General features: G+C 42.1%; 24 protein-coding genes. 20 read left to right on the forward strand and 4 right to left on the reverse strand.

The genetic code is table 11. The features are described 5' to 3' along the window. The first annotated feature begins 178 nt into the window (after positions 1-178). On the forward strand, positions 179-1,066 hold the full coding sequence (locus ITG12_RS19665; RefSeq protein WP_248874796.1) for a LysR substrate-binding domain-containing protein: 888 nt from the start codon (positions 179-181) through the stop codon (positions 1,064-1,066). 156 nt (positions 1,067-1,222) lie between these two features. Here ITG12_RS19665 and ITG12_RS19670 read toward each other — a convergent pair whose 3' ends face one another. Next, the gene (locus ITG12_RS19670) at positions 1,223-3,856 is read right to left on the reverse strand and encodes a bifunctional acetate--CoA ligase family protein/GNAT family N-acetyltransferase (RefSeq protein WP_061034696.1); all 2,634 of its coding nucleotides are present in this window, start codon (positions 3,854-3,856) and stop codon (positions 1,223-1,225) included. A 236-nt stretch (positions 3,857-4,092) separates the two neighbouring features. On the opposite strand from ITG12_RS19670, the gene ITG12_RS19675 reads away from it, so the two are divergent. The 4 genes from ITG12_RS19675 to yciH all read left to right on the forward strand — a co-directional run bounded on the left by ITG12_RS19675 (position 4,093) and on the right by yciH (position 6,631). Next, positions 4,093-4,662 (forward strand): SPOR domain-containing protein, encoded by a 570-nt coding sequence (locus ITG12_RS19675; protein ID WP_038870728.1) that lies wholly within the window; start codon positions 4,093-4,095, stop codon positions 4,660-4,662. Positions 4,663-4,813: 151 nt separating this feature from the next. Then, complete coding sequence (locus tag ITG12_RS19680; RefSeq protein WP_042602264.1) at positions 4,814-5,803, forward strand: D-alanine--D-alanine ligase; 990 nt, start codon at positions 4,814-4,816, stop codon at positions 5,801-5,803. A gap of 128 nt (positions 5,804-5,931) precedes the next feature. After that, a complete protein-coding gene (locus tag ITG12_RS19685) occupies positions 5,932-6,315 on the forward strand; it encodes a DUF3319 domain-containing protein (RefSeq protein WP_248874798.1) in 384 nt (127 codons plus the stop codon). Between the two features lie 4 nt (positions 6,316-6,319). Next, the gene (gene yciH, locus ITG12_RS19690; protein WP_038870723.1) at positions 6,320-6,631 is read left to right on the forward strand and encodes a stress response translation initiation inhibitor YciH; all 312 of its coding nucleotides are present in this window, start codon (positions 6,320-6,322) and stop codon (positions 6,629-6,631) included. 302 nt (positions 6,632-6,933) lie between these two features. Here yciH and ITG12_RS19695 read toward each other — a convergent pair whose 3' ends face one another. Further along, positions 6,934-7,302, reverse strand: a complete 369-nt coding sequence (locus ITG12_RS19695) for a DUF3693 domain-containing protein (protein WP_248874800.1) — start codon at positions 7,300-7,302, stop codon at positions 6,934-6,936. Positions 7,303-7,492: 190 nt separating this feature from the next. Here ITG12_RS19695 and ITG12_RS19700 point away from each other — a divergent pair, with 190 nt between their 5' ends. The 13 genes from ITG12_RS19700 (at position 7,493) to ITG12_RS19760 (ending at position 17,411) form a co-directional block, all read left to right on the forward strand. Then, entirely contained in the window at positions 7,493-8,116 is a 624-nt protein-coding gene (locus ITG12_RS19700; RefSeq protein ID WP_248874802.1) for a 3'-5' exonuclease, read from the forward strand. A gap of 3 nt (positions 8,117-8,119) precedes the next feature. Beyond that, complete coding sequence (locus ITG12_RS19705; RefSeq protein ID WP_248874805.1) at positions 8,120-8,335, forward strand: hypothetical protein; 216 nt, start codon at positions 8,120-8,122, stop codon at positions 8,333-8,335. After that, positions 8,319-9,464, forward strand: a complete 1,146-nt coding sequence (locus tag ITG12_RS19710; RefSeq protein WP_248874807.1) for a replication initiation factor domain-containing protein — start codon at positions 8,319-8,321, stop codon at positions 9,462-9,464. The genes ITG12_RS19705 and ITG12_RS19710 overlap by 17 nt, the downstream gene beginning before the upstream one ends. Positions 9,465-9,467: 3 nt before the next feature. Further along, the gene (locus ITG12_RS19715) at positions 9,468-9,821 is read left to right on the forward strand and encodes a DUF1293 family protein (protein WP_042605495.1); all 354 of its coding nucleotides are present in this window, start codon (positions 9,468-9,470) and stop codon (positions 9,819-9,821) included. An 8-nt stretch (positions 9,822-9,829) separates the two neighbouring features. Further along, a complete protein-coding gene (locus ITG12_RS19720; protein WP_248874809.1) occupies positions 9,830-10,060 on the forward strand; it encodes a transcriptional regulator in 231 nt (76 codons plus the stop codon). 21 nt (positions 10,061-10,081) lie between these two features. Beyond that, entirely contained in the window at positions 10,082-10,303 is a 222-nt protein-coding gene (locus ITG12_RS19725) for a hypothetical protein (protein WP_025534453.1), read from the forward strand. Positions 10,304-10,430: 127 nt separating this feature from the next. After that, positions 10,431-12,098, forward strand: a complete 1,668-nt coding sequence (locus ITG12_RS19730) for a hypothetical protein (protein ID WP_248874811.1) — start codon at positions 10,431-10,433, stop codon at positions 12,096-12,098. 1 nt (position 12,099) lies between these two features. Next, positions 12,100-12,444, forward strand: a complete 345-nt coding sequence (locus tag ITG12_RS19735; RefSeq protein ID WP_248874813.1) for a hypothetical protein — start codon at positions 12,100-12,102, stop codon at positions 12,442-12,444. A gap of 2 nt (positions 12,445-12,446) precedes the next feature. Further along, a complete protein-coding gene (locus ITG12_RS19740) occupies positions 12,447-13,847 on the forward strand; it encodes a zonular occludens toxin domain-containing protein (protein WP_102388848.1) in 1,401 nt (466 codons plus the stop codon). A gap of 3 nt (positions 13,848-13,850) precedes the next feature. Beyond that, on the forward strand, positions 13,851-14,036 hold the full coding sequence (locus ITG12_RS19745) for an antitoxin MazE-like protein (RefSeq protein WP_042605489.1): 186 nt from the start codon (positions 13,851-13,853) through the stop codon (positions 14,034-14,036). Between the two features lie 319 nt (positions 14,037-14,355). Next, a complete protein-coding gene (locus tag ITG12_RS19750) occupies positions 14,356-15,066 on the forward strand; it encodes a phospholipase D family protein (RefSeq protein WP_248874815.1) in 711 nt (236 codons plus the stop codon). A 279-nt stretch (positions 15,067-15,345) separates the two neighbouring features. Further along, on the forward strand, positions 15,346-16,407 hold the full coding sequence (locus ITG12_RS19755) for an ATP-binding protein (protein WP_248874817.1): 1,062 nt from the start codon (positions 15,346-15,348) through the stop codon (positions 16,405-16,407). Beyond that, a complete protein-coding gene (locus ITG12_RS19760) occupies positions 16,404-17,411 on the forward strand; it encodes a DUF4435 domain-containing protein (protein ID WP_248874819.1) in 1,008 nt (335 codons plus the stop codon). Before ITG12_RS19755 ends, ITG12_RS19760 begins: the two co-directional genes overlap by 4 nt. Before the next feature lie 28 nt (positions 17,412-17,439). Here the strand turns inward: ITG12_RS19760 and ITG12_RS19765 are convergent, their stop codons facing one another. Then, positions 17,440-17,805, reverse strand: a complete 366-nt coding sequence (locus ITG12_RS19765) for a regulator (protein ID WP_248874821.1) — start codon at positions 17,803-17,805, stop codon at positions 17,440-17,442. Positions 17,806-17,975: 170 nt separating this feature from the next. On the opposite strand from ITG12_RS19765, the gene ITG12_RS19770 reads away from it, so the two are divergent. Together ITG12_RS19770 and ITG12_RS19775 are read left to right on the forward strand one after the other, a co-directional pair. Then, positions 17,976-19,328 carry an ISNCY family transposase gene (locus tag ITG12_RS19770; RefSeq protein WP_248875064.1) on the forward strand — a complete coding sequence of 451 codons (1,353 nt, stop codon included), beginning with the start codon at positions 17,976-17,978 and terminating at the stop codon, positions 19,326-19,328. Positions 19,329-19,651: 323 nt separating this feature from the next. Further along, positions 19,652-20,083 carry a phage protein gene (locus ITG12_RS19775; RefSeq protein WP_248874823.1) on the forward strand — a complete coding sequence of 144 codons (432 nt, stop codon included), beginning with the start codon at positions 19,652-19,654 and terminating at the stop codon, positions 20,081-20,083. Here the strand turns inward: ITG12_RS19775 and ITG12_RS19780 are convergent. Beyond that, on the reverse strand, positions 20,073-21,893 hold the full coding sequence (locus ITG12_RS19780; protein WP_248874825.1) for an AAA family ATPase: 1,821 nt from the start codon (positions 21,891-21,893) through the stop codon (positions 20,073-20,075). The genes ITG12_RS19775 and ITG12_RS19780 overlap by 11 nt on opposite strands. Positions 21,894-22,138: the final 245 nt, after the last annotated feature.

Below are 22,138 nucleotides of genomic sequence, written 5' to 3' on the forward strand. Positions count from 1 at the left end.
TCTAAATGGTAATTACTATCATTACCATTGCTGTTTAATGTTGTTTTTGTCAAAAGTAATTTGTGCTACGCCAAAGGTAGTCTTTAATTATCAATCTGTTATATTGTTTAAAGTCATTTTTTAACATGGTATTTCAAATGCCACTACTGTGATTAAAATCACATAAAAGGAAATTCATGTGCAAAGCCCAATCACTTTAGAAGCACTTCATATCCTCGATGCGATTGATAGAAGGGGGAGTTTTGCTGCCGCTGCGAACGAGCTGGAACGTGCTCCTTCTTCTCTCAGTTACCAGATCCAAAAGCTTGAACAAGACCTTGATATCATCATCTTCGATCGTTCAGGGCACAAAGCACATTTTACAGAAGCCGGGAAACTGATCCTTGAAAGTGGTAGAGCAATTCTTCAAGCAAGTGAAAAGTTAGTAAATGATGCGACCTTGCTGGCTAACGGGTGGGAGTTGGACATTACTGTCGCTTTTGATGGCATCATTCCCATTTCCAATTTTTTCCCGATGGTGGATGCTTTGGCCAATGTGAGTAGTACGAGAGTGCGCTTGCAAGAAGAGATACTTGCGGGTAGTTGGGAATCATTAAATACAGGCAGAGCTGATCTATTAGTGTGCCCAGCACTTGATACACTTCCTCATGATGTGAAAGCGGAAAAGATCGGCAAAATGAGCATGGTTTGGGTTGCCGCGGCTGATCATTACGTACATAAGCGCAATGGCGATTTCGATGATGCGGCGAGAGAAAAGTACCGAGTGATAGCAATCGCCGATACGGCAAGAGAGCAACCAGCGCTGTCTATCAATGTTATGCAAAAGCAGCCCAGGCTGACAGTGACCAACTTTCCTGCAAAAGTAGAAGCATTGGCTTCTGGACTGGGTATAGGGACGCTTCCTAGTCAAGTCGCACAGAGTATGCTTGAGAGTGGGCTACTAAAACGTATCGAAGGTACTGAAGAGCAACCCATCGAGATAATCCTTGCTTGGCGCAGAAACGCCATGGGAGAAGCGAAGTCATGGTGCGTTCAGTATTTGAAGAAAAACTGGAAATTAAAGTGACATTGTCATGCTTATGACTAATAACGCAGACGCATAGAAATCAATAGGGACGCGCACAACGTCCCTTGTTTTTTCTGTCAGATTCGAGGTTTGCTGTGCACATACTCTATCCGCTGTGACAACTTTGAGCTCTTAAACCATATCGGCATAGCAAGGCTAATTTAATGGCAAAACCATATCTGCAGTGCCATCAGCAAACTGAACATCAAGTTCGAAGCCTAAACTTTGTGCTAGAGAAAGCATGCCTCGGTTAGTCGGCATTGTCATTCCTGACATCTGTTTGGTCCCTTTGACTTGACAATAACTAATGATTTTCTGCATCAGAACTTTACCGAGCCCTTTACCTTTCAAGTCAGACCGAACCAATATTGCAAACTCAGCATCGCTATTGTCAGGTGTAATCAACGCTCTTGCTACACCGATGATAGAAGGTCCATTCTCATCAAAAGCAACAGCAACAAACGCCATTTCACGGTCGTAATCAATCTGAGTTAGATTCGCAAGCGCTTCATGATTAAACTCGCCAACGTCCGAGAAGAAGCGATTGTACAAGTCTTCCTTTGACACACTATTAATAAACTGTGCATGGATGGGTTCATCTTCTGGCAAGATTGGGCGAAGTAAGATTGGTTGCCCATCTCTTAACGTAACGGTTTCCACAAACTCTGCAGGGAAAGGGCGGATAGCCAAACGTTCTTGAGCATCCCCTTGGTACTTCCTGAGCGTTAAGTCGGCATCAATGATGGTAAAATCACTACCTGATGCAAGTACTGGATGAATATCCAGTCTTTCTATTTCAGGTAGCTCAACCGCCATTTGTGAGATTCGAACTAGGAATTTAGACAACTCGGTAATGTCGATGGCATCTTTGTGTTTTTGTAATCGTATTTTGCCAGATTTGAGTGCTATCACGATTAAGTAGCGTGCCAAATTCATATTTAGAGGAGGCAAAGCGGCAACAGCATCTTGGGTGATGTTCCAATCTGAACCGCCTTGACCAAGCAGAATTACGGGCCCAAATACGCTGTCTACTACAATACTTACCCGCAGTTCTTCCGCACTACCAAGCTTAGCCATGCCTTGTACGAGAAGACCCTGAAGGTTTGCAGATGGATAACTCAGTTTCGCTGTATCAAGGATTGCTTGTGCTGCACTTGATACTTCTTGGCTGTTCCTTAGGTTCAACGCAACGCCATGAACATCAGATTTATGAGGAATGTCGGGAGAACGCAGTTTTACTGCTACTGGATACCCAATATTTTCTGCCATATGAAGCGCTTCTGTTACATCAGAGGCAATCCAAGTCGGTAGCATCTTAAAGCCAAACTGTTCGAATAATGGACTTGTCTGGTGCGTATCGAGAACTACTGATTTTTTATCCAGTAGTTGGTCATTAACCCAATCACGGGCAAGATTGACGCTGCCTGAGTGCAGTGGTTCTGCCGTCGTTGGTGTTTCCATCAGCTGTTTTTGGTTGCGTCTGTACTCGACTAAGTGCATGTATGCGACGACCGCACTCTCAGGTGTACGGTAGGTGGGAATACCGGCCTGAGTAAACGCCAAACGTGCTTCTCTAGAGGTTTGTTCGCCAGACCAATTTGTCAGGATATTGAAATGCTTGTGCCTTGGGTGTGCTTGAATCGCTTCAATAACGGCATTCGCGGTATCCAATGAATCTGATACCGCTGAAGGGCTGTGCATGATCAAGATTGCATCAGTACAATCATTATTCATGATGGCATTGATCGTATCGACATAACGCTTTTTCGTCGCGTCTCCAGCTAAGTCGATAGGGTTGATTCCTCGCCAATTACTGGGCAAAGCGGCTTGTAATTGGTTGATTGACTCTTCATCAAGAGAGGCGAGTTTTCCCCCTAGTTCTAGTAACGTGTCAACGGCCATCACTGCGGGCCCGCCACCATTCGTCACAATGGCGAGGCGCTCTCCGCGAAGTGGCACCGAATGAGTGAGCGTCTCTACAGCTGCAAACAATTCATGTGTATTGCCAACGCGCAACATACCAGTTCTACGTATCGCAGAATCATAAATGATATCTAACGCATCGATGCTTTCTTCATCTAAAGAGCGAGCTTGTTTAGAGCGGCCAGCTTTTAAGACCAAAATTCTTCGGTTACGTGAGGCAGCTCGAGCAGCGGACATGAAACGTCGAGCATCTTTAATTGAATCAACGTAGAGCAAGATTGCCTCGGTTTTTCCATCCATACTTAAATAGTCGAGAAGTTCCGCAAAATCGATGTCTTGACCTTGTCCAATAGAAATGAAGGAAGAAAAACCGATGTTCTTGTCGTTGGCCCAATCAAGAACGGTTGTACATACTGCTGCCGACTGTGAAATAAAAGCTATCTTTCCTGGTCGTGCAGCAACGGGAGAAAAAGAGCAATTGAAGTTATGCCAAGGCAGAATAATGCCAAGACTATTTGGACCTAAAACACGAATATTCAGCTCTGAAATATCGATGCTTTCAGCGTCGTCAGAAATAACAATAGCGAATGCAGTACCACGAGCATCAAGGTCTTTTAAAAGCTGTTTATTACGAGAAACGTTTGTACAGAGGATCGCGATATCAGGTGTATAGGGTAGGGAAGCTACGTTCGGATAAGCAATGACACCAGATACCGACTTGTATTTTGGTGTGACTGGCATTATGGCACCGCCAAAACCACTTTGGAGTAAATTACGCATCACAATTTGCCCAGCTCGCAGCTCTTTTTGTGATGCGCCGACCACTGCAACAGAATTCGGTTTGAAGAGTTTTTGTAGTTTGTTCATTGTTACTCCTTGGCCATAGACGTCGAAAGCGAGTGGTTAGTCCTTATACAATCATAAACGAATAACTTTCTGTTTAAATATGAATAAGCCAGACATTGGTGCAAATCTAAACCATGCTTGTAGAGTTTGTGTCACTCATCACATCAAATTCAAAGATTATTGTGTTTGGTGCTTGATAAAATAGCCTGCTATCGGCATGATTTATCGTAATATTTGTTCAGAGCGTTTGTTACTTCATGAAAAAAATCGCAATCATCGGCTTGTCAGTACTACTTTCTGCTTGTGCCTCGGAAACTTACATCACTGACGTGACATCAGAAAGTTACCAAGAAGACTACCAATCTCAGGCTGTCTCTAAGCCAATTATGTCTTCTGAAAACGCAGTGGTAGAAAAAGACGTAGAGCCTACCGTTGTCAAAATGACTGCGAAGCCAGAAGAGAAGAAGGTGGTTAAATTAACCCCTAAAGATCAAGCGAAGCCAGTTAAGATCATTCCACCAAGTAAAAAGCAAGCGAGCATTCAACGCTTTGGTTACACCATCCAAGTTGTTGCCGTCGGCAGCCAAGCGAAAGTAGACCAATTCGCGAGCAAGCTTCCACAGAACAGCCAACCTATTTGGGAAAACTACAAAGTAGTCAATGGCACTAAGTGGTTCTCAGTGCTTTACGGCGATTACGCCACTAGCGCTGAAGCACAACAAGCAATATCGACGCTTCCTGGGCATTTTCAGCAGTTGAAGCCGTTTGTTAAGAGTATCGATGCCATTAAAAACTCGGCATACCCAACACTTAATAAACTCAACTAATAACACAAAAAGAAGGGAGCAAATTGCTCCCTTCTTTCTTTGGTTAAATCCTATTCGAACAGCATTCTTCACAGTAAAATTACTGTACGTTGCTAACCAAAAGTTTATCATACTGAATAGTATCTTTTTAAAATCACGGAAAGATTGATTCATGATTAAAAATATTCTTCTTCTATGCGGTGGTTGTTCATCGGAACACGAGATCTCATTATTGTCTGCAAACTTCGTCGAGCAGCAATTAAATTTGATTGAAAACGTTAAAGTAACGCGCGTAGAAATCAAAAATGAAGGTTGGGTAACAAACCAAAATGAGTTGGTTTACCTAGACTTGAACACAAAACAACTTTGTTCAGATACCTCGAGTTTAGCCGTCGATTTTATCGTTCCTTGTATTCATGGTTTCCCTGGTGAAACTGGCGATATTCAGTCCATGTTTGAAATCGCAGGCATTCCATACCTTGGTTGCGGTCCTGAGGCGAGCAGCAACAGCTTCAATAAGATCACATCTAAGCTTTGGTACGATGCAATTGGTATCCCAAACACTCCATACTTATTTCTGACTCGTAATGATGAATACGCCCACGAGCAAGCGCAACAAGCATTTGATAAATGGGGAAAAGTGTTTGTCAAAGCTGCTCGTCAAGGTTCTTCTGTTGGGTGTTACAGTGTCACTGAAAAGTCAAAATTACGACAAGCAGTCAACGATGCCTTCGGTTTTTCTGAGCAGGTGTTGATTGAAAAGTCAGTGAAACCACGTGAGCTTGAAGTCGCAGCTTATGAGATGGGTGGCCAACTGCACATTACCAAACCAGGTGAGGTAATCGCGCCTGATGGTGCCTTCTATTCTTACGATGAGAAGTACAGCAGTGCGAGTCATTCGCTGACAGAAGTTGAAGCAAAGAACTTAACAGAAGAGCAGGTGGATGCGATTCTTGAAGCTTCACAGACAGTCTTTAAGCAAATGAATCTTCGCCATTTATCGCGTATCGATTTCTTCTTAACGGAAGACAATGAAATCTATTTGAATGAGGTAAATACTTTCCCAGGTATGACGCCGATCTCGATGTTCCCTAAAATGCTGCAAAATAATGGTCATCAGTTCCACGAATTTTTAGCTGATTGTATTAATACTGCAAGCTAACTAACGTTACCGTCATTCGTTTTGTGGTAGAAATAAGAATAACCGAACTTTTGTAAGGCATTAGTGTTTGAATATTGTTCGGTTATAATTATGATTGTATCAAAGCATTAGATAGATGGCTCAGTGGTATGGCAATTTCAAATTATAGAGGTTTTAACCTGCAATCAGGCGGATCCGATGGTAGCGTTTGGAAGGTTAAAATCAAAAACCACGTTTTACAAGGCAGTTTAACGGCGGTAAAAAAGAGCATTGATTGGTGGTGTGATACCGCGTCTATTATCGACCCCAAAGAGTTTTCTTCTTTAGGTCAACGAACGCAAAGCACCGGCAACCCTCAATCTGAAGTATTTAATGGCTACACGATAAAGAACGATACAGGAGAGCTAAATGCTTGGTACTGTATGTTCAATGGCAAGTTGATTAAAGGTGCGAAAGCCGCAATTCAACGTCATATCGAAGCGTATTTAGTTGCAAAGCAAAAAGCGATGCAAGCACAACAGCAAAAGAAATAAGAGTATGTCTCTCGTATATTCAACAGAAACTGGTCGAATCAAACCTGAAGAAGAAAAAGTCGAACGTCCTAAAGGCGACGGTGTTGTTCGTATTCAACGACAAACTAAAGGTCGCAAAGGAAAAGGCGTTTGTATCGTCACAGGTTTGGATTTAGATGACGCTCCGCTAAAGTTGTTAGCCGCAGAACTGAAAAAAGTGTGTGGCTGCGGTGGTTCAGTAAAAGATGGAACCATTGAAATTCAAGGTGATGCTCGTGATAAAATCAAAGCTCATCTTGAAAAGAAAGGCATGACAGTTAAGTTGGCCGGCGGTTAATTTAAACTAAGCAAAAGATTTTAAAGAGCGTCTCAAACAGACGCTCTTTTTGTATCTGTGGTTTGTGTCCGCAAAAGTTGTAATGCGTATGAAACATACCAAAGAACAAGCAGTGATTAGTAAGCTAAAAGACAAACGAGCTAATAGCAGAGCGAGCAATCGTAGATTGATAGATCCATATTAGCTATTTTATGGTAAATCACCATTATGTTTAATGAACCTAACAAACGATGTCTGAATTTGAAATCTGAAAGGGATAGGAGACCAATGTAGAGAAGATTTGGCGTACGTCTGCATTTCATTTAACATAACACATATAATGCGCACTGAATCGAGGATTCCACTGGGCTTGAAAATGCTACGGCAAATCCTGTACAAGCCATTGAAATACCTGTTAATCCAAGCCCGTTATACTTTTTTGCTATGCCTTCCCATACTGCTTTTATCTGTGGGTTCTCGTTGCGATCAGCGTGACAGCCCAACAAAGCAATTTCAGGATCTAAACCTGATTGTTCTGCTAGAAAAATTGCTTGTGTATCAGTCATATAGCGCTTTCCTTTGCGAAAATCACTGATTCTTTGCGGCGGTACATTCATATCCGCTGCAATTTGCTTGTCTTGTACGTAACTTTGAGCCTTTTTGTAGGCATCTAATAGTTGATTCTGGTACATGCAGTTTCCTCCGTTTCACACAGTTTAGCTTATCAATCACCATTTTTGGTGACTTGCGCTAACCAAAATTGGTGATTAGCCTAATAACCAAATTTGGTTACTCAAAGTTTATGACTACCTTGGTTCGGGCGCTTGCCCTTGACGCTCTCGTCTGGCCTTGGTGGTCACTCTTAACAGTCAAGGTGTTGCTATGAAAAAACTGTCTACTGAAAATGCGATCATCATCGATACAGAAACTACTGGCTTAGGCTCTGACGCAGAAATTGTTGAGTTCACTGCTATCTGTGCTGATTCTGGCAAAGTTATTGTGAACGAATTGGTTAAACCAACTTGTTCTATTCCTGCTGACGCAACAGCTATTCATGGCATCACCAATGAAGACGTTAAAGACGCGCCCGACTTTCACTTGGTCTTTTCAAATCACTTTCTTCCGCTTCTTAACGGTCGTCCAATCATCATCTACAACTCAGATTTTGATACGCGCTTAATCATCCAATCTTTGGACAATCACTGTAACGCTGCTTACGTCCAATCCGTTCACGATTTGTTTTTCAAATTTTGTGTTCCTCAGTGCGCAATGTTTTGGTACGCAGAGTTCTTCGGTGTTTGGAATGAACACCATGAAGATTACAAGTGGCAATCACTTTCCAACGCCTGTGCTCAACAACACGTTGATGTGTCTGACTTAACCGCGCACCGAGCTTTGGCCGATTGCGAAATGACTCGTCGGTTGATTCACGCTGTTAACTCACAGATTGAAAACCAAAACAATCAAAAATGTGACGGCGTCACCAAGCCTAATTCAGAGGCTTAACCCATGAACGAAGCTCAAACCATCTATTACGACTTGCTCCCTGACTACACGGTTTCTGTGTTGGTCAAAGGCCATGAAGAATGGGATTTGCTTAAGTCGATGTCTCATCTTGAGTCTTGGGCTTCGTCTGAATTTGTCTCTTATGAGTTGGTGTTGATCACCAACACGACTTACCAAGAACGTGTAGATTTAGGAGTCTTCGATGACTACTGCAACTAACATCCTCAAGAAATTTGAAGAGCAGTCTGTTCATATTGACTACCTATGTTTTACATTTGCAGTCAAGGACTTACGTCACTGTCATAACGCGCTTCAACGTCTTCATAAGCATGAAGAATACAGAGGTTTAGCGCCTAAATCATTGTTACAACGTCACTGTAAGGCACCTAAGTTCCCTGCTCCACCTGAGTTTAATCCGACCATTGCCAAGACGGCTGAAGAGATTGAAGCGTACAACAGCGCCTTTGATATCTGCTACCGCAACTACTTGGAAGATTGCTTGCGCATCTTCACTAATCAGGTGCTTGGTTTGTCGCTTTCTGCACCTCGTGGTCTCGGTTTTCAGTTCTATTCGGAATCCATGAAGTTGACCTCATCAGACGGCGAAGACTTCTGTGGTTTTATTGGCATCGGCGGTAACAATGACACGGTGCACTTTCAGATTAATGGTACGGGTTGCAAACACGTCTTTACTCGTCGTCAACCTTGGTCACTGCATGATTGGCTAACTAACGTTCTCGGTGTTCAAACACTGGCGCGTGTTGACCTCGCTTATGATGACTATGACGGTATCTTTGATTGTGAATACGCGCGCAAAGCTTGGAATGATAACGCGTTCCGCACTGCCGAACGTGGCCGTAATCCAGTTCTACATGTTGATCATACGATTGCGGGCTATCGTGATGGCCGCCCTGATTACACCAAAGAGCAATACTCGGTTGGCTCTCGTACTTCTCGCATCTATTGGCGTGTCTATAACAAGGCACTTGAGCAGAAACTCGCGAACACGGGTCTTGTCTGGTATCGCTCAGAAGTCGAACTCAAAAAATGGAACATCGATGTTCTGTTGAATCCAGCTGGCGCATTTGCGGCCATTAACGATTTCGCAGCATCGATTTCTACTGCAAGAAAATTCAATACCAAACCTGTCCCGACTAAACGCGCGGCATTAGATCTATTGGCTTCAGCCCACTGGATGCGCCGCCAGTACGGGAAAATCCTCAACTCTTTAATCGAATTCCATGAAGGAGACATTGAAACCGTTGTCGGTTCCCTTGTCCGTGATGGAACCAAATTCACCTTCCCCGATACCTACGGAAAGTTGGTGACTCACATATTGGAGACTTAACAAATGGCTAAATCTGTTTTCGTTCTTGGCATGGACATTACTTGGAACTCGGCACGTGGTGACAGTGCTCAACTGAATATCTCGCGTCCACTACGTGAAATTAACTCGGAGAAATTCAAACGTCGCACCATCGGTGAGTCTGGTGATGTGAATCCACAATGGGATCAACCTTTGATGATTGAACACAGTTACGCCCTGCTCCTTGAGCGCACCGGTGCTCTCGTTCCTCGTCGTGAGTACGAGCTACAACTTGAAATCAATCCAGAAGATCCTTTGGCGGGTGCCATCGTGACAGCGCTTATCCCTGTCGACCAAGAAATTAAGAAGCACTTTGAAGCTTCAATGAAGGCTAACTAAGAGATTCTATGTCTATTTGCGTAACGGTTATCGATGGTGTCTTGCAGCAAGCAACCAATGGCAGTTGTGAGCTCATTTTGATGTCAAAAGAACAAGTTGCGCAGTTAGTTGATGGTCAATTTGATTGGTCATTACTCGAATTTGACAAGGAACTGTACGAATACGTTTTAGGCCAGTCCCTTGTCACTTTCATCGGCGGTCATGTCTTAGGCCGCGTACTTAAATACTTTGGAAAATAATAGGAAAACAGCATGAAATACATGAATCAAGTACAGAGCTTCTTCACTAATAAATACACACAAGCGGGTGTGGCAATGTCGCTTTCTGTTCCAGCTTTTGCAGAAGGTAACGCTAACGTTGAAGCCATTAACGGTGCTATCGATGGCGGTAAACAGATGGTGTCTTTGACCACTTCTGGCGTTATCGGTATCGCTGCTCTTGGCTTCGGTTTGGGGATGGTTGTTGCGTGGCTACGTAAATAATGATCCTCTCTATCGCTTTAGCCTCGTTAATATCTCTATCCTTTTTATACGGGGTCTATACAGGCGTTATATCTGGTTAAGGGGAGCTTTAAGCTCCCTTTTTTCTTCTCAGTAATAAGGTGATTCCATGCGTTTTATAGCTCCCTTCTTATTACTTCTTTCACCACTGGCCTTTGCTGATGAGTGCCCTGACGGTGAACAAATGTATCAAGGCCAATGCCGCACTACTTGCGAAATCTTGGCTCAAGATACGAGTCCTCGCGGTATGCGTTGGGATGGCACTGTGTGGGGTGATTCTCCCACTGGCTATTGTCGAGGCTCTGGTTCTGTTGGCTGCGAATTGAGTCGTACAGGCATAACCATTCAAGTCAACGGTTCGGCTTTCTGGCAAGGCGACTTTAAATATACAGGCGCAACGTGTTCTAGCATTGGTGAGTACACTGGCGACACTCCTTGGACCGAACCTGATGATGGTAACTCTGACGGTGATTCTGGTACCGATTCCGGTGGTGATACAGGAAGTGAAACAGGTGACGGGGCTGATGGTGATAACAATGGCGGTGATGACCTCGATCATGGTGGCGGTGGTAATGGCGGTAACTCTGGTGCCGCCTATCCTGACAGTTCGCACCCGATAAACCACTTGCGCTCAATCCAAGAAAAACAGGTGATTTCTAACAACCTTTTAAACCGCAATACCAATGAGATTATCGAAATGAATGCCTCGGTTACTAACAGGCTGACGGATATCTATTCCCATTTGAGCACTGAACAAGTCAGCACCAATAACTATCGAAACGAAATCAAAACAGGCGTTCGTGGCATTACGCATGAGTTCTATGAAACCAACTCAACGCTAAAAGACTTACTCGATACCATGAACTCGATTGATCGTAAGACGCCTAGTGGTTCTAGCAGCAATGTAGATTTGTCGCCTTTAATTGCCAGCACATCTGAAATTGAAAAGCACACATCCGGCACCTATTGGTTCTTAGATGCCATGCGTAAGCAACTTGATTTGGTGGCTGACAATACAGGCGCTATCAAATACCAAGTCACGCCAATCTTAGAGAACATCGAGCAACGCATGGCAAGCGGTTCCCAGAACACTCGTATTTTCCGTGATGGTATTCGTAGTGATACTCGCAGCATTAAAACCAACACCAATAACATTAAGAAAGAAGTCACCAACACAAAGAAAGCCGTTCAAGCTACGACCAAATCCGTTGATGCTGTTAAGACTGCCATTGAAGATCAAACCGCTTCTCTCGATACCATTCTAAGCCGAATTGAAGAAGCCATTGGAAGTGCTGACGGCTCAGGTTCTACTGGTGGGGATAACTCAGACGTTGTTAGCAAACTTGGCGAACTTCAAGGCACCACGGAACAACTCGGCAATCAACTTGGACAATCACTGGATGGTATTCAAGATGCGATAAACGGACTCAATGACGGTGGTCAATTTCATGCTCCAACAACGGGCGATGGCTGGTCACACGGTACGGTAATTGGTGAGGCGGTTGACGGCCTGATTGATGACATCGATAAACTCAAGACGAATCTCAAGGACATGCAATCCAAATCCCCTATTAATCTCGGCCAAATGAGCTTCAATGATGGCAATTATTCCGGTGAAACCTTCACGCTTTCACGCGCATCTTGGAATGTGGATGTGCGCTTTAACCTATTCAACACACTCGGCACGAACACAAGCACCATTCGTAATGTGATCATCTTTGCCGCTATGTTGATGGCCGCTTTCATTATCTTATCGTCAGGACGCAAAGGAAGTTAACATGGATTTCATCTACGAAGCCTTTCAATACATAGCAAACGTGTTTGGCTCTATCTTCGACTTCTTCATGTCTATTCCCGACTTAATATTGGAAGTCTTTACCTATGCTTGGTACTGGGGTATCAAACTGTATCTCGCCATCAAAATCTCTATGGTTGAGATGGCCTACGAAATTGCTTCAATGATACTGACGGACTACGAAGTTTATACCGTTCTTAACGCAGCGTTTAACAACCTAGCGCCAGACCTCAGACACGCGGCCTATCAACTCGGTGTTGTCGATGCCATTCGAATTGTTATCGATGGATTGGCTACCGCCTTTGTTCTTCGCATTATGGGGTGGTGATTATGGCTGTAATCTTTCGTCACGGCTCTAATGGTTCTTACAAGTCTGCTTATGCGACTTGGTTTGAAATCCTCCCTGCACTGCGTGAAGGCCGCTTGGTTGTCACCAACATTGAAGGCTTACGTCCTAAAGAATCTATCGAGAAAATACTCGGGGAAACCTTTCCGGCCAGTGCCAAGCTTATAAGGATCTTTACCCGATCAAGTGAGGGCGTTCACCTTTGGCAGAACTGGTTTAACTGGATGCCAACGGGAGCATTGGTTGTTATCGATGAGTGCCAGGACTTATACTGTCCAGAAGCAGGTTTTAAACGTGAGAAGTTCTTAGCTCGTCCGTTCTCAGAGTTCGAAGACATCTTACCAAAGGGTTTTAGTGAGCTATTCCATTCTCGTTGGCTCCCTATTGACCCTGATTCACTCGATGAGAGTGACTTAGACGATTGCGAGCGTACGCAGCTGGACGAGAACAACCGTCTGCTCTACCCGTTCGATTTTTACGGTGCTTTCATGCGTCACCGAAAATACCAATGGGATGTGATCATGCTGACACCGGATTACAGCGCTATCCCAACATGGTTAAAAGGCTGTGCGGGTGAAGCTTATTCGCATCGTTCTACCGACACCTTCTTTCGTAAGCGCAAGCCTCGCATCTATAACCATCGCCCTAAAGCCACCAAGACAGACCCGACGACCAAAGCTGACTACGCCAGTTGCAGCAGTAAGAAGATTCCGGTCGATGTGTTCGCACTGTATCAATCTACAGGTACGGGTGGATTCAATGAAACTAAGTCAGATATCTCTATCTTAAAGTCGCCAAAGTTCCTTTTGGCCATGCTCATTGGCGTGTTGGCCATTCTAAAATTTTTCTGGGATTTGTATGTATTATCTAATAGTGATGTGGATTCGGCTCAAACAGTTCCTGCGCAAGTTGAAACTTCTTCAACGTCCTCTTTACCTACTTCGACTACTCTATCAATACCTCAAGCCGATACTGGTTTGGCTCGGTCGGACACTTCTGGGGTGGATACTGGCAATGCTAATACTCAAGCTAGTCATACGACTGTTCCTCATGGTGTAAACCCGTTCTTTGAAGCCTTTCCCATGTTCAACGATGCTAAGTCTTTCTATCTTACGGGTATCAACTCAGTAGCAAATAAACATGATTATTTGTTTCGTATCGATAAAGGTCGAGATACCTATTACTTACGCTCAGGGACGTTAGTTAAGTTTGGTTATGAGTTTGACTTGATAGATGAATGCTTAGTGATGGTGAAATCTAGCACCATCAACGCGCTGCTAACTTGTCCACCAAGCATTAACTATGACGCAAACGAACCCGACAAAGAAATGCAGCTAACGGGTGTTCAAAGTGGTGTTGATATTTTCAACTTAAATGAGGGCTAACGTATGAATCGAAACAAACGGTACGAACAACGCATGAAGGAAAATGGTTTTAAGAAGATAACGATTTGGGTGCCTTCTGATAAAGAGTCCGATGTAAAACAAGCTGCATCGGCCATGTGTGAAGATGAAAGCCTAACAATTGGTGTACTCAAGAATATAAACACGGGTCGCATGGTATCAATGCACTAAATAACACCTGTCACTGGTGACGTTGCCCCGCAGGGATAAGCAAAGCACGAAGTGCAAGCGAAGCACCAAGCCGCCCACGGAACCCATATTTTTGCATCAATAGCTAATCGGCGCGGTTAGCCTCCTTACCTAAATGGCTGACCACTCCCCACTTCCTGCTAAGCCAACCTTCCAGAGCCTAACCACGAGAGAGGTGCGTTTTGCTACAGCAACCCATCGAACCTTGAGTTAGGCTTCGTTTCTCATTCGTAGTCCTTGATCTCCATTCCAATTAAACGTAGCTTCTTGTGCGCTAGGTTTTATATGTCAAGGATATGAAATGGCTAAGTTTTTAAATACAAGTGCTACAAACTACTACCTCGAAGAACTCATCAAGAACGCATCAGAGAGACTGATTCTAATCAGCCCTTTTCTAAAGCTAAACGACCGCATCAAAGAACTGCTAGAAGACAAAGATCGTTTAAAGATCGATATCAGAATTGTCTATGGCAAGAGTGAACTTCAACCTGATGAAATTAACTGGCTTAAGGGGTTATCTTTCGTGCGTACGAGTTTCTGTAAGAACCTTCACGCCAAATGCTACATGAACGAAAGCTCATGTATCATCACGAGCTTAAACCTGTATGAGTTTAGTCAGGTAAACAACAATGAAATGGGTATCTTCATTGACCGTGACGAAGATGCAGAGATTTACAAAGACTCATACGAAGAGGCTCAACGCATTATTCGTATTAGTGACGAGGTTCGAATCTCACTCGAGAAAGTTCAAGCTGCTGTCGTTGAGACTGCGAACAGCGAAGAATCAGAGCCAGAACAAGACCAAAGCAAGATCACTTCGTCCAAGTTAGCTAAGAAGCACAAGCTTAAAACCGATGACTTCCTTAAGCTTTGTGTAACCAAAGGCTATCTATCGTTTGATGAAGGAAAACATTCATTGACGGATGCGGGTAAATCTTCTGGTGGTGAGTTCAAATACAGTAAACGTTTCGGCCCCTACTTCATCTGGCCTGAATCATTAGAGGTTGTTTAACACAATTGGCCTGTTCCGACCGCGAGAGTCGCGCAGACTAAGCAGCGAGCGCGGGAGGTAAAGGCCAAACCCCCGTATCTGTATTACGGGGGTAAATTCGTCCACAATACTTACTTTTAAAACACTTATTACATATTGAGTGATGCTTTTGTTGGCACTTCGTCATACATATGGAGACAATTTGCGAAAAGAGCTCTCTTATGGGCATTTTTCGCGTTTAAAAGATTTTAGAATAGTGTAGAATTTTTAAAAACGACTAACGATAAGGCGTTGAAGCTAGTGAACAAGATTGAAAGTTTTACAATCTATAATCTATGGGAAAGACAGGTAACAGACATAGATTTAAAGGAAAATGTAACTTTTCTGTTGGGGTACAATGGTAGCGGTAAAAGTACAGTACTTAATATCCTTTTTGATACGTTAAGCAAGGAATATTACTCAACATCCAAACACAGGTTTTGGGCATGTACTGTTCGTTTTTCTGATGGTTCTTACTTATCAAAAGCGTGTTTGCCGCACACACAACAATCTATCGATATTGCTGAAGACCTAGATAAATACGTTGAGGGAACTGTATTTAGTTATGAAGGTATCCAAGCGGTTAAAGATGCTTATGAGAGTAAGATAGAAAGCGCAAGATATAATCTGTACGAAAGTAAAGATACCGGAATAATTTCTATTGAAGACTATAATGGAACAAGCCCTATAGATGCACCATTTTTATTTCAGGATGAAAGAAGATGTATGCATAATATGTCTAATTCGTCAGTTGATTTTGATGGCCAATATTGGAATGTATATGGTATTGAACTAGATCAAAAACTAATTTATGTGCTGGATAAATTACAGGTTTATGAAGCGAGAAATAATAAGTTGTTATCTGAACAGATTATTAATGCAAAAGATAATCTGAACAGAAAAGAAATACTAAAGATAATTAAGCGCCATGAAGAATCAAGTAAAAGCTTGAAGCAGCTATTTTCTGTACTAAATTCTTATTTCAAACCATTAGGGAAAAGTATTAGTAAAGATTCTTCTGAAAGATTAGAGTTAAAAATTAATAGAACAGATGAAAGAATTCATTGGTATAACCTTTCTAGAGGCGAGAAAACTTTAATATATTTATTTCTTGTAACCTTTTTATATAAAGATAAAACTAGTTTATTTATCTTTGACGAACCAGATACAGCGATTCATATAGAGTGGCAAGAACGATTAATAAAAGACCTTACCTTCATCGCGCCTGAAGCTCAGTTTTTGATTGCAACCCACTCGCCAGCTCTCATTATGGATGGTTGGTTAGACAATGTAACCATAATGAATGATAAGGATGCTGAATGAAAATTCCTTCAGCATATATAGCGGCTAGACGTCGTTTTGGTTCTGATCAAAGAGAAGTTATTGTTGCTTATGTCGAATCCTATGACGATCAAAGGCTGTGGAGCAACGTCCTTGACAATGATGTAATAGCGAGTAAAAACATCAAGATAGAATTTAAAGTCCCTTCTCTTGATAGTGAAGCTAACGGCAAGGCTACACTTATTAACTCGGTCTCAGAAGGTCGGTTGAGTCTGGGAAAAAACCTCATTGTTTGTGTCGATAGCGATTTCGACCATTTGTTTGGTTGTGAGCCTGAAAGTAAGAAAGGTAAATTTTATAACAGCGACTTTACGTTTCAAACTTATACTCACTCAGCAGAGAATCACTATTATACGACTACAGAGCTTGAAAAAATATGCGAATCATCTGCTTGCACTTCATTACATATTGATTTCTGCATAATTTCATATGTAGAAGCATGGTCTCGAGCTATTTTTGAACTCTACACAAAAATAATATACCTTCGCTACAAAAAACAGCATCAAGATTACAAAAAGCACTTCGAAAAGTTAAATGTTTCTATGGAGAGTATTTTTTCTGGAAAGCTTAATGCAAATAAATTTGCAGTACTTTTATCTAGGTTTGAATCTAAAGTAGAAGCTCATTTAAATGAGCTTAATAAATTGTTTACTTTTGACAGTGATTACGAAGATTTCTTAGTTTTAATAAAAAGTAAAGGTTTTGACGAGAAAAATGTAAACTTTTACTATAGGGGGCATGATCTAGAAAACCGCTTCATATCAAACATTTGTGTGTCACTATGTATATCCATGATTGCAAACCAGCGTTCTAAGATATATCAAGCAAACGTCGGTAAGAAAGCCAAGCAACAAATAGAAGAATATGAAAACAACCTTGCTTGTGTGAAGACTGCCATTAAGCAAAGAACCAGATTTTTGAACAACCCTTTTTATGACCAAGTTAAAAGTGAATTTTTAACTATATGTAATGCCCATTACGCGTGATTTAAAGGCTCCATTATGGAGCCCTTTTTTACATCATTTCTTTAAGCGCCCTAGCATATTTCAGTACTTGCCCAGCCGCCTCTAGGTCAGTCAAAGCCCCAATTTCTAATAAAGCAATCCCTGTCAAAACTTGTTGAGCTGTAACAAGTTGACCTGTTGGTAACTCCAATCTGTCATGGTGCATCTTAAAGTGTTCCCACTGTCCCGATGAACTAAGTTCCCTACCCTTAGTCATCCGCATTAACCGTTTGCACTCTGGTGGTATGGTTTTTCCCTTGTCCCATTCTTTGACTGTTCTCACAGTTTTTAAACAAAGTTCAGCAGCTTGTTCGACGGTTAAACCACATTCAAACTCACGAAAAATATAGTTTTTTGTCATTTCGTGATACTTCATTGAATTGTCCCTCAAAAGCGGGACATTCTATAAATAATAGATATGCAACTGAATTGAACATAAACAGATATAATGCGCACTAAATCTGTAAACCCAAAGCGATAATGTCCTAATATTTCCAAGTGAATCTGTCCTATGTTTGCTTGGAGGTATTTAGGATGTTAGTTACGATGAACGACCATGAGTTGCAACGTTTCTCCATTATCCAAGATGTATTAAACAATAAGTTAAAGCGCCGAGATGCCACATCCATTCTTGGAATAAGCTATCGACACTTGTCTCGCATACTTAAAGCTTTTAAGGAACTTGGCGTTGAATCCCTAGCTCATGGCAACCGCGGTAAACCTTCGAGTAATCGCATCAGCGATGACACCAAGCTCCACGTACTCAAACTTATCTCAGAATACTATCTAGATTTTGGCCCAACGCTCGTACATGAAAAGCTTACAGAGGTTCACGGATTTAATATCTCCTTAGAAACGCTTCGCCAATGGATGATCTCTGATGCTCTTTGGGTTCCACATTCCAAGAGAAAACCTCGAATTTACCAACCCCGTTACCGACGTGACTGTTTAGGCGAACTCATTCAAATTGATGGCTCTCACCATGATTGGTTTGAAGGACGCGCTGACAAATGTTGCTTACTGGTCTTCATTGATGATGCGACTGGCTGCCTGATGAACTTAAGGTTCAGCGAAACCGAATCGGCCTTTGATTACATGTTAACAACGAGAGAATATCTTAATGAACACGGCAAACCTGTAGCGTTCTACAGCGATAAGCATTCGATTTTTCGAGTGAATCAGGAAAAGCAAAAACAAGTCGGTCAAACTCAATATGCCCGAGCCTTAAAAGAGTTAGGCATCGAACTGATATGTGCGAATAGCTCACAAGCTAAAGGTCGTGTGGAGCGAGTAAACTTGACGCTTCAAGACCGACTCGTCAAAGAGATGCGCTTGCAGGGAATCAACACCATCGAAGAAGCGAATGCTTGGCTTCCCTACTTCATTGCTGATTTCAATCGACGCTTTGCTAAGCCGGCAATGTATCCGAAAAACATGCATCGAAAAGTGCGCGAAACCCCGCAGGAACTTGACGATATTTTCAGTTGGCAGGAAATACGTAAGCTCTCTAAATCGCTAACATTTCAATATGACAAAGTGGTTTATCTCATTGAACCAAATGAAGAAAATACTCGCTTAGTTCACGAGCATGTCAAAGTCTTAGACTATCCCAACGGAGACATTGCGATTGTGTATGGCCACAGAAAGTTAGAATTCAAAATTTTCGATAAGCTTGAGCATGTTCAGCAAACCCAAATTGTCGACAACAAACGATTAGGCCAAGTCCTAAAGTTTGCTCAGCAACAGCAAGAAGAATTCGATCGACAACAGAAACGCACCAGGAGCAAAAAAGCGCCTAAACGCAGAGCTCAACAAAGAGCGCTTCAGGAACAACTGAGGGCGATAAACCCAGTTCTCATCACACCAGAAACCTTCAAAGCTTCTAACAGTAAAACCTAACTCACCTACTCTATTTAGCTCATAAAGGGACATTTCTACTTGGGAGAAAAGAGGACATTTTAAAATGGGATTGACAAAATCGAGTTTTGTTAACAAAGGCTAACTATTTGATTAAGCCTTTCATAAGTGTCTGATAACCAAGTCGTAATTTTTAATTTTGCTAGTTTTAAACGTTTAAGTCATTTGTACTATTGCTGACGATTGTTTTACACAGTCCATTAAAAACGCCTAAATGCCCGCCCGCCACATTATGATGCGTTCGGTTACGGCGAAAACAACAAGAAAAATATTTTTAGTCAGTTATCCAATATGCGAGCGTTATCATGTTTCACGAATCATTCCGCACACTCTTTTGGCGTGAGTTTAAATCTATTAAGCAAGGCGCAGATTACTTTCACGTAACCAAGCCAACCGTTGTTCGTTGGCTTGATGGCACGATGCCTGTTAATCCAATGGCAGAAAAACTTCTACTCATCAAATCACTTGGTTACTTGCCCAATGATATTCGTTGGTCTGGTTTTCGTGTTTGTGAACAACGAGCTATCATCATCACGCCGTCTGGCCGTGAGTTTAGCCCTAAAGAATTGGAAAGTTTTGTGTTCTGGCGTGACGAGCATCGTCAGTTAGTCGAGAAGTTTGGGCATATAGACCAGCCAAAGGTCTATCCTGCTAAAGAAAATGTGATGCCTTTTAAAGGCGGCCGTCGAATGAAAGCCGCCGAGTGGATACCAAGTAAAACTAAGTTTAAGGTTTAAGGTTATCTATGTACGGAGAGCAAAGTTTGATAAAGGTATTTGTCCAATCCTGAGGTAATTGGTCGAACTTATCCCCCCAGTTCTCGTCTATAAACTTAAATGCGGTATATGGTTTTTCATAGCTTGGGGCTTGGTATCCAAGTAAGTCCTCGATACACTCATTGATCATTACTCTGCGCTCTTCACCAGTAACTTCGAGAATAGGTTGATTGATGGACTCAGCTTTAGCTGTACCTTTATCTCGGTCGTGCATAAATATGTAATTGATATCTAAGGCATTAAGGTATTTTCCTAAAGAAATCATTACTGCTTTACCTCGTGCACGAAGAAACTCACAATTACCGATTACTTGTGCTTTGTCTGTTTTCTCTAAGCGTTTAATGGTTTCTCTAACTACAACTTCTTCTGTGTCTCCTTCAACAAAAATACTCTTGTTGGTAAAGAACATTCGAGAAATGTAATCATCAACTTTTAAGAGCATTTTGAGGTTCTGCTTTTCATCTCCTTGCAAAGCCTCAAATGCTCCTGTCAGATTGAATGTGTTGGTTGTTGAGAATGTATCTTCAAGTTTGAACTTAGTCAGGCTTACACTTTTATCTGTTCCAAGGTTAACCATATACGGAGAATGTGTTGTAGCAACGATTTGACAATGTTCTCCAGCTAGATCATACAATGCATCTCTCATTTGATTCGCTGCAGCTGGATGTAAGAACAGTTCAGGCTCTTCGAAACAAAAAATAGTATGCCTTTTAGTCTGTGCATTCTTATTGAAGAAATCTCGAACAAAACGCAATAACTGGAAAGCTGTGGCTCGAATCATACCGTGTCCTTGGTAGCCCACACTTGTCCTTACATTGCTTTCCAACTCTACATTAAATTCAGGTTTAATTACTTTATCTGGTTGGTTTAAATCGGCACTGACGTGAACCGCTGAATCTGGAAATAGCGTAGTAACCATTTCATTCAAATCACGCATCAATTTGCCGAAATCAGTTTCGATATCGTTCGGGTTTAGTTCTTCTGCCAATTTGTTCAATAGGATTTGAGCTTCTGCATAATGCGGAGACTTTTCACGTACAGAAGTGAAGAGCTCTTCGAGTGTAGTCTGTAATGCGCCTCCTTTTGTTGTTAGTTCAGTAACGCAAGATTCAGCTGGAATGATTACGACTTTTGGCAATCCTTTTAGTACGTTACCAGCAATACCACCCGGATTTTCGACCCAATTAGCTTCCTCATTGGAAGAAATGTCCCAATATTCATCTAGTTCAAATAACTTTTTGCTAATAGCAGCGGCATTAAGCTTTTTATCAAACTCTTTGGCTGTAAACACCTCTAAAAGGCGCTCCTCTGGAATTGCATCACACACAAGATCCTTTACTTTGTCTAGTGCCGAATATTCCGCTTTTACCGTTCTTGGGTATTCTTTTAGATAGAATTTTGGTTTAGTCGCATCCAGTGTCCATACTTTTTTGTAAAAGATTGAACGCCCAGTCTCTCCTACCATAGTGTCTTCTGTATCGACGACACGTCCTTTAAACCCTCGCATTTTCTCAGTCTCAGGGCTAACGTCCTGATACTCCGCAATGATAGAGATTTCTTTTTCGTATGTATAATCTTCACGCTCTTCATCATACGATTTAGAGAAATCCTCTCTTTGCATTGCTTTGTCGCCATGTAGACTGTTTAGTGCTGCAAAAACACTCGATTTCCCTGCGTTGTTAGAACCGATAAGAAACGTCGTATCTTTGAATGTAATAGTACAGTCTTTCAACTTACGGAAGTTATTTATAGTAATACTGTGTAAACGCAAAATTTAACCCTCTTATTTTTGTTTCAATGAGATTTTAATTTTATATCCATGTAATTATTGCAGCTTTCATCACAGTTCTAGGTTTATAAAACAGGGTGCTTATCAGGTTGTGCATTAAAAAGCCGAACCCCATCGCTAAGGTTCGGCTTCTCTGTAGGCTTCTTGATTTTGGTGGACGTCGATGAAAACGAATTGGAAGCCTGTCGAGGTCAATCGACCTGCCAAATGTATTGGCTCCCTGCCCG

The sequence above is a fragment of the Vibrio sp. ED002 genome (genome assembly GCF_023277445.1).
Lineage (GTDB): Bacteria > Pseudomonadota > Gammaproteobacteria > Enterobacterales > Vibrionaceae > Vibrio > Vibrio jasicida.

What these genes read in the sequence shown, in the direction of transcription:
- ITG12_RS19670 (WP_061034696.1), bottom strand. Translation starts at nt 3,856, where the DNA reads ATGAACAAACTACAAAAACTCTTCAAACCGAATTCTGTTGCAGTGGTC.
- ITG12_RS19675 (WP_038870728.1), top strand. Translation starts at nt 4,093, where the DNA reads ATGAAAAAAATCGCAATCATCGGCTTGTCAGTACTACTTTCTGCTTGT.
- ITG12_RS19680 (WP_042602264.1), top strand. Translation starts at nt 4,814, where the DNA reads ATGATTAAAAATATTCTTCTTCTATGCGGTGGTTGTTCATCGGAACAC.
- ITG12_RS19685 (WP_248874798.1), top strand. Translation starts at nt 5,932, where the DNA reads ATGGCAATTTCAAATTATAGAGGTTTTAACCTGCAATCAGGCGGATCC.
- yciH (WP_038870723.1), top strand. Translation starts at nt 6,320, where the DNA reads ATGTCTCTCGTATATTCAACAGAAACTGGTCGAATCAAACCTGAAGAA.
- ITG12_RS19695 (WP_248874800.1), bottom strand. Translation starts at nt 7,302, where the DNA reads ATGTACCAGAATCAACTATTAGATGCCTACAAAAAGGCTCAAAGTTAC.
- ITG12_RS19700 (WP_248874802.1), top strand. Translation starts at nt 7,493, where the DNA reads ATGAAAAAACTGTCTACTGAAAATGCGATCATCATCGATACAGAAACT.
- ITG12_RS19705 (WP_248874805.1), top strand. Translation starts at nt 8,120, where the DNA reads ATGAACGAAGCTCAAACCATCTATTACGACTTGCTCCCTGACTACACG.
- ITG12_RS19710 (WP_248874807.1), top strand. Translation starts at nt 8,319, where the DNA reads ATGACTACTGCAACTAACATCCTCAAGAAATTTGAAGAGCAGTCTGTT.
- ITG12_RS19715 (WP_042605495.1), top strand. Translation starts at nt 9,468, where the DNA reads ATGGCTAAATCTGTTTTCGTTCTTGGCATGGACATTACTTGGAACTCG.
- ITG12_RS19720 (WP_248874809.1), top strand. Translation starts at nt 9,830, where the DNA reads ATGTCTATTTGCGTAACGGTTATCGATGGTGTCTTGCAGCAAGCAACC.
- ITG12_RS19725 (WP_025534453.1), top strand. Translation starts at nt 10,082, where the DNA reads ATGAATCAAGTACAGAGCTTCTTCACTAATAAATACACACAAGCGGGT.
- ITG12_RS19730 (WP_248874811.1), top strand. Translation starts at nt 10,431, where the DNA reads ATGCGTTTTATAGCTCCCTTCTTATTACTTCTTTCACCACTGGCCTTT.
- ITG12_RS19735 (WP_248874813.1), top strand. Translation starts at nt 12,100, where the DNA reads ATGGATTTCATCTACGAAGCCTTTCAATACATAGCAAACGTGTTTGGC.
- ITG12_RS19740 (WP_102388848.1), top strand. Translation starts at nt 12,447, where the DNA reads ATGGCTGTAATCTTTCGTCACGGCTCTAATGGTTCTTACAAGTCTGCT.
- ITG12_RS19745 (WP_042605489.1), top strand. Translation starts at nt 13,851, where the DNA reads ATGAATCGAAACAAACGGTACGAACAACGCATGAAGGAAAATGGTTTT.
- ITG12_RS19750 (WP_248874815.1), top strand. Translation starts at nt 14,356, where the DNA reads ATGGCTAAGTTTTTAAATACAAGTGCTACAAACTACTACCTCGAAGAA.
- ITG12_RS19760 (WP_248874819.1), top strand. Translation starts at nt 16,404, where the DNA reads ATGAAAATTCCTTCAGCATATATAGCGGCTAGACGTCGTTTTGGTTCT.
- ITG12_RS19765 (WP_248874821.1), bottom strand. Translation starts at nt 17,805, where the DNA reads ATGAAGTATCACGAAATGACAAAAAACTATATTTTTCGTGAGTTTGAA.
- ITG12_RS19770 (WP_248875064.1), top strand. Translation starts at nt 17,976, where the DNA reads ATGAACGACCATGAGTTGCAACGTTTCTCCATTATCCAAGATGTATTA.
- ITG12_RS19775 (WP_248874823.1), top strand. Translation starts at nt 19,652, where the DNA reads ATGTTTCACGAATCATTCCGCACACTCTTTTGGCGTGAGTTTAAATCT.